The organism is Leisingera coralii (assembly GCF_049056525.1).
GTDB lineage: Bacteria > Pseudomonadota > Alphaproteobacteria > Rhodobacterales > Rhodobacteraceae > Leisingera > Leisingera coralii.
On sequence record NZ_JBHUPT010000065.1, the window covers coordinates 1 to 6,570 of the forward strand.

General features: G+C 66.8%; 6 protein-coding genes. 1 reads left to right on the forward strand and 5 read right to left on the reverse strand.

Annotation, left to right across the window (positions count from 1 at the left end; genetic code table 11):
• On the forward strand, positions 1–1,265 hold a 1,265-nt coding region (locus tag ACFMBG_RS19465), incomplete at its 5' end, for a SulP family inorganic anion transporter (protein ID WP_421056335.1).
• A gap of 82 nt (positions 1,266–1,347) precedes the next feature.
• Here ACFMBG_RS19465 and ACFMBG_RS19470 read toward each other — a convergent pair.
• The 5 genes from ACFMBG_RS19470 to ACFMBG_RS19490 all read right to left on the reverse strand — a co-directional run bounded on the left by ACFMBG_RS19470 (position 1,348) and on the right by ACFMBG_RS19490 (position 6,433).
• On the reverse strand, positions 1,348–2,730 hold the full coding sequence (locus ACFMBG_RS19470; protein WP_421056336.1) for an MBL fold metallo-hydrolase RNA specificity domain-containing protein: 1,383 nt from the start codon (positions 2,728–2,730) through the stop codon (positions 1,348–1,350).
• 60 nt (positions 2,731–2,790) lie between these two features.
• Entirely contained in the window at positions 2,791–3,621 is an 831-nt protein-coding gene (locus ACFMBG_RS19475) for a universal stress protein (RefSeq protein ID WP_421056337.1), read from the reverse strand.
• Between the two features lie 28 nt (positions 3,622–3,649).
• The gene (locus tag ACFMBG_RS19480; protein WP_421056338.1) at positions 3,650–4,009 is read right to left on the reverse strand and encodes an aldehyde dehydrogenase; all 360 of its coding nucleotides are present in this window, start codon (positions 4,007–4,009) and stop codon (positions 3,650–3,652) included.
• Positions 4,009–5,265: a sulfite oxidase gene (locus ACFMBG_RS19485; protein ID WP_421056339.1), complete on the reverse strand. Its 1,257-nt coding sequence runs from the start codon at positions 5,263–5,265 to the stop codon at positions 4,009–4,011. The genes ACFMBG_RS19480 and ACFMBG_RS19485 overlap by 1 nt, the downstream gene beginning before the upstream one ends.
• A 223-nt stretch (positions 5,266–5,488) precedes the next feature.
• A complete protein-coding gene (locus tag ACFMBG_RS19490) occupies positions 5,489–6,433 on the reverse strand; it encodes a DNA-binding protein (RefSeq protein ID WP_421056340.1) in 945 nt (314 codons plus the stop codon).
• Positions 6,434–6,570 lie beyond the last annotated feature (137 nt).

A 6,570-nucleotide genomic window follows, 5' to 3' on the forward strand; every position in this document is an offset into this window, starting at 1 on the left:
CGGCCGTGGCGGTCGGGCAGGTGCCCGCGCAGGGCCACACCTTGCTGGAAATGGCAGCCTCGCTTGCCGCCCATGCCGGTGAGGTCAGCCTGCTGACCCTGGCGATCGGCGCCGGGGCTGCCGCCTTTCTGGTCTGGGTGCGCAAGGGGCTGAAGCCGCTACTGCTGCGGCTGCGCGTGCCGGCAGTGCTGACAGACATCGCCGTCAAGGCGGGGCCGGTTGCCGCCGTGGTTGCAACCACGGTGGTGGTCCAGGCCTACGGGCTGCATACCCAAGGCGTCGCCATTGTCGGTGAGGTTCCGCAGAGCCTGCCGCCGCTGACAGTGCCCTCGTTCTCGCCGGATTTGCTGAACACGCTGCTGGTGCCGGCCCTGCTGATTTCAGTTATCGGATTTGTTGAATCCGTCTCGGTGGCGCAGACGCTGGCCGCCCGCAAGCGGCAGCGCATCGACCCCGATCAGGAGCTGATCGGCCTGGGGGCTGCGAACCTTGGCGCTGCGTTCACCGGAGGTTTTCCGGTGACCGGCGGATTTGCCCGCTCGGTGGTGAATTACGACGCCGGTGCCGGGACACCGGCCGCGGGCGCCTTCACCGCCATCGGTCTGGGCATCGCCGCCCTGTTCCTGACCCCGCTTGTGTATTTCCTGCCCAAGGCGACGCTGGCCGCCACGATCATCGTCGCGGTGCTGAGCCTGGCCGATTTCCCGATCCTGAAGCGGACATGGGTGTATTCCAAGGCGGACTTTTTGGCGGTGGCGGCGACGCTGCTGATGACCCTGGGCCTGGGGGTCGAGGCCGGGGTGTCCGCCGGGGTGATCACGTCCCTGCTGCTGCATCTCTACAAGACCTCGCGCCCGCATGTGGCTGAGGTCGGCCGGGTTCCCGGCACTGAGCATTTCCGCAATATCCACCGGCACAAGGTGGAGACCAGCCCCGGGCTTCTGAGCCTTCGGATCGACGAGAGCCTGTATTTCGTGAATGCGCGGTTTCTCGAGAACCTGGTTCTGGACCGGCTTGCCCGCGACAAGGATCTGCGGAACGTGGTGCTGATGTGCTCGGCGGTAAACGAAATCGACTATTCCGCGCTGGAAAACCTCGAGGCAATCAATCAGCGGCTGAAGGAGCAAGGCATCGGCTTGCACCTGTCCGAGGTCAAGGGGCCGGTGATGGACCGGCTGCAAAAGACGCATTTCCTGGACGAACTTAATGGCCGGGTGTACCTGTCGCAATTCCATGCCTGGCAGGAGCTTTCGACAGCTGCGTGAAGGCGCAAGGCCGCCCGGGGAACGGCGGCCGCCAATCTGCCGGTTCCGCCAAGCAAGCCGCTCAGCAGTTTGCACGCCAGGGTCACGACGGGTTATCGATGCGGATCGATTCCAGAAACTCGGGTACCCGGGACGGGCGGTCCAATTCGTGGGAAAGGCGCCGCCGGAGCGTTTCGGCGGCTTCCGGTTCGCCGTGCGTCAGATAGGTCATGGCAGGCGCCGGGCCGGCCGCCATCCAGCGGAGCAGCTCATCGGCGTCCGCATGGCCGGAGAAGGTTTCAAGCTGGGCAACCCTTGCCCGGATGGTGTGGTCCTGCCCGAAGATGCGCAGGCGCCGCTCGCCCGCAGCCAGGGACGCGCCGCGGGTGCCGCCCGCCTGATAGCCCGACAGCACGATCATCGTGCGCAGGCTGCGGCCGAAGTTCACCACGTGGTGCAGGATGCGCCCGCCGGTGATCATGCCGCTGGCCGACAGGATGACCATCGGTCCCTCCAGCGTGTTCAGCTCTCTGGACTGGGCCACCGAATTGGTCCGGGCCGGAAGCTGGAAGACGGCGGCGCAGTCCTGCCGGGGGATGCGGTGCTCGGCGCAGTGGCGGATATAGATATCCGTCGCATCCGACGCCATCGGGCTGTCGAGGAACACCGGAACCCGCGGGATGCGGCCAGACGCCATCAGGCGTGACAGGTGGTAGGTGATGCCCTGTGCGCGGCCAACGGCGAAGGCGGGGATCAGCACGACGCCCTTTTGCTTGAGGAACGGGGCCAGGATACCGGCCAGCTCGTCTTCGGGAGACGCGGCAGGGTGCAGGCGGTCGCCGTAGGTGGACTCGCAGACCAGCACATCGGCGCCGGGAAAGGGTTCCGGCGGCGGCATCAGCGGGTCGCGGTCCTGGCCAAGGTCGCCGCTGAAATGCACCGTTTTGCCGCCGATGGTGATCCGGATCTGCGCGGCCCCCAGCAGATGGCCAGCGCGGATGAATTCGGCGCTCAACCCGCCGCCGAGGTCCAGCGGCACTCCGAAGGGATGCGTCTTGAAACGGCGCAGGGCAGCGCGGGCATCCTGTTCGGTGTAAAGCGGGCGGGGCCGTTTGTGCCGGGAATAGCCCTTGCGCCGGGCATGCTGGGCCTCCTCCTCCTGCAGGCGGCCGCTGTCGGGCAGCAGCAGCCCGCACAGATCGCGGGTCGGCGGGGTGCAATAGACCGGTGCCCGGCAGCCCGACCGGATCAGCGCCGGAAGGTAGCCGGAATGGTCCAGATGGGCGTGGGTCAGCAGAATGGCGGTGATGGAGCCGGGGCGGACCGGGAACGGCTTGCGGTTGCGCCGCCTGAGCTGCTTGTAGCCCTGGTAGAGCCCGCAATCGACCAGCACCCGGTGCTGCCCTGTTTCGATCAGGTAGCGGGAGCCGGTGACTGTTCCGGTGGCCCCAAGGAAACGCAGCCTGGGCTTGCTCTGCGGCGGCATGGCACCCTCCCGTCTTGCAGTCAGGGCGGGCCGGCCTCAGCTGCCCGCCCGGCCCGCGGCCTATCTGGAAAACAGAACCGGCAGCTTGGCGTGCGCCAGCAGTTCGCGCGTGGCGGCGCCGATCACGAAATCATAGGCCCAGGAATGCCCGAAGGCGCCGGCGGCCAGCATGTCGGCGCCGCATTCCATCGCCACCTTGAGCAGCATGGACCCGGTGTCCGGAGTGGTTTTTTCCCGGTCAATCAGCGTCACAGAATGCCCGTGCCGGTCAAACGCCGCCGCCATGTCCTCCCGGCAGGCAAGCCCATCGCCGCCGTCGCCGATGTGGAGGATCGATATGCTGGCGCCGGGCTGCGCCAGGGCGCGGGCATCATGGGCGGCGCGGACGGCTTCGCGGGTGTTGCTCCAGCCGATCAGGATGCTGGCGCCAATGGGCGCCGGGGCCCAGCCTTGGGGAATGATCAGCACGGGGCGGCCCGAGCGGCGGATCAGCTGCTCCTGCAGCTGGCGCTGGCTGTACCTGGCGCCCTGCGGCGGGCACTGCCCCGCCATCACGAGATCCGCGGCGGCCACATTGTCGAGCAGGAAATCTTCGGCACTCTGGCTGCCCAGCGGCTGCTGCCGCAGATCAGAAAGGAAATCCCGCCCCGCCACGGCCGCCTGAAAGGCTTCGGCGATGGCCTGAGCTTCCTGCTGCTGCCAATCGGGGATGTACGCCGCGCCATAGCTCACAAGACCGCCTTCGGTGCCGGCAAAGGGCACCTGGGCTTCCAGGGGCAGCACGCCGGTCAGATGGGCACCGGTGCGGCTGGCCATGTCTGCGGCCGCGGGGATGAGCCGCTGCGCTTCCTCCGCCGAAAAGAGCGCAACCGCCAAGGACTTGATCGTCATCGGAAAACTCCTTGCTGTAGGTTCGGTCTCATCGCTGCGGGAAGTTCGGCCGGCCGGTGTTGTAGTGGGCGGAGAGGTAGTCGAGGATGATCCCGCGCTCGGCAGGGTCCAGTTCAGGCATGCCCTGCTCTTCGGTCATCCAGTCCAGCAGGTCCGCCCAGCCCTCGCGGGTCTTGCCCTGCTGGGCGACGATCATCTCGGAATGGCAGGCGGTGCAGGCATAGTAGGTCTCCTCTGCGCCCTCTGCCACGACCAGCTGGCCGAATTCACTGTCCTCAGGCGCTTGGGCCTGTGCCTGCGCAAGCGTGCCGCACAGGGCGGCACAGGCAGCTGCAAGCCTGAGCCGCGCCGGGCGGGCGCCGGTCCCTGATGCCAGCCGCCCAGGCATCAGCTGACGCGCAGGCCGACGCGGTGCATCCGGTTGTTCAGATACCCCTTGGGATTCCAGTCGATGGCGAACCGCTGCATTTCACCTTCGCTGTCGGCGGCGCGGGCCCAGATCTCGTAATAGCCGGCAACCGGGAAGCGCACCGTGGCCCGCCAGTTCTGCCAGGCGCCATCGTTGACCGGCGGGTCGAGCTCCGCCGCCTGCCAGCTGGCCCCGAAGTCATAGGAGATATCGAGCCGGTCCACCGTGCGGTCGCCGGACCAGGCGTGGCCGCGCACCTCCGTTTCCATCCCGGACGCTGCCCCGTTGGCGGGGAAGGTGATCAATGATTTGACCGGCATCCGCTCGATGATCCGGAAATCCTCCTTGGGCACGTCGTCGCCCGGGGCCACCGGATAGGCGGGCACGCGGTAAGAGGTGCCGGTCATCTTCGGCCCATCGTGCACCTGGTCGCGCAGCTCGATCCGGGTCAGCCATTTCTGCGAGCAGGAGCCGGGCCAGCCCGGCACCACCAGCCGCAGCGGCGCGCCGTTCATCGGGTGCAGGTCCGCTCCGTTCATCGCAAAGGCGATCAGCACGGTGTCCGTCAGCGCCTTGGCAATCGGCAGGCCGCGCGAGATCGGCAGCTTGTCCGGATCCCCCGACAAATGCCCGTCCGCCCCGTAGTGCGCCGTATAGACCACGTTGTCCTGGACGCCCGCCGCCTGCAGCACATCGCGCAGCCGCACCCCGGTCCATTCCGAGCAGGCCACAGCGCCATAGGTCCACTGGTTGCCGCTGGCCGGCGGGTCGAAAAAGGCCCGCCCGTTGCCGCCGCATTCCAGCGTCAGCGCCAGTGAGACCACCTCGAACCGGTCCCTGAGATCGGCAATCGGCAGCTCCAGCGGGCTGTCCGCGAAGCCGTCGACCGTCAGTGTCCAGCCTTCTGCGCTGGTGTCGTCGGGGGCCAGCCCGTTGTTGCGGATGAAGTGGCGGGCCGTCGGCGTCACCGGGTCATCCAGCAGTTCCGGCGGCGTCTCGGCATTCAGCGGCCGGTCGTTCAGAAGGGTCAGCCCGTCCTTGCCCGCCAGACCGTTTTCGCTGGCCATTGCGGCAGGGAAGAATCCATGCGGCAGGTTCCGGTGAAACGGAACCGCCATGCCTGCGGCAGCGCCCAGGCTGGCCAGGCCTGCGGTTTTCAGGAACCGGCGGCGGCCGGATTCAATGGCAGCCTCCGGTTCCGCGGCTGCGGGTTTCAGCTTGTCGTTCGAAGCCATGGTTGCATTCCCTTTGCTCGCGTTGCTGCCGGCCGGACCGCCAAACGCCGGTTGCATGCGGTGCGGTTTGCGGGACAGCACCGGCCGGTCCTTGAGGCATTTTCCGGAAAGCGGAGCCCCGCGTTTGCGTGTTGCCGCCGCCGGAGGCGCATGCAGCCATTTGACCACGCGCCTGCGGCAGGCGCATTGACGGCGGTTAATGAGCGGCGCGTGCTGCAGCCGGTCAGGAACCCGCCGGCTGGCAGGCCCAGTAACGGGCGCATTCGCTTTCCCGGCCTCTCACCACGCGGCGGCCTTCCAATGACCCCTGCCGCTGTGTCACCACGGTGAATTGCATTTCGGGCTCATCTTCATAGTGGCAAAAGAGAAGAACCCAGTCTGCCGTCCGGCCGAGCGCATGCGCGCGTGCGGAGTTGGAAAACAGCAAGGTCAAATGCCAGCCGCCGCGCGTCAGGTGGAGAACCGGCAGCCAAGCCTCGCCTTCAGGGTTTAAACGGCGCGGTGCAATTTTGCGCAGCTTGCCGGCCGCGGCCCTTTTCCGGTAGATGGCGTCTGCCACAAGCAGCAACTGCACAGGAGGTATGTGCCCATTGCGGCGCGGCGTCCTGATCCGGCGGATTGCTTCGAGCCTGCCGGACAATGCGGCAAGAATGGCGCTGCGGCGGCGCGGGCCAAGTCCGGAGACCTTCATCCTGGGATCGCGCAAAGCGATTTCAAGGTCCTCCAAAGTCTGGGCATCAAACTGCTCTGTGAATCTGCCAGCCAGAGCTGGCCCTATGCCCGGCACTGTCTGGAACAGTTTTTCCGGTCCGGTCTCCCCTTGGAGGCGGTCGAGCTGCTGCCATTGTCCCGTGGTCAGGATTTCCGCAATAGCCGCTGCAATGCCCCGTCCGATTGCGGGCAGTCCCGTCAGCGCGGCGGTACCGCCCTCCAGATAGAGTGTGCGCAAGGGCTGGCGGAGTTCGCCTATGGCGGCGGCTGCATTCCGGTAGGCCCGGACCCGGAACCCATCGCCGCCTTGTGATTCAAGGAGGCCGGAGTAAAGGCGCAACTGATCCGCGATCCGGCGGTTCTCTTGCAGGTCCGGACCGTCCCCGGGGTTTCTGGTGCGCTCGGTTTCCATGCGGCTGCCTGGCTGTGGAAAGATTTTGCCGGGATTTTCCTTCATTTCCGGAGGGCTGCATTGCGCGCCATCAATGCGGAAGAGCCTTTTCTGCCGCCTGCAGGGTGGTGAGCCTCCCCCAAAGAAGTGGTCCGCCCCTATGATTAGGAAACGGAGGACCATAGATGGCGAGCAAAAGGCCC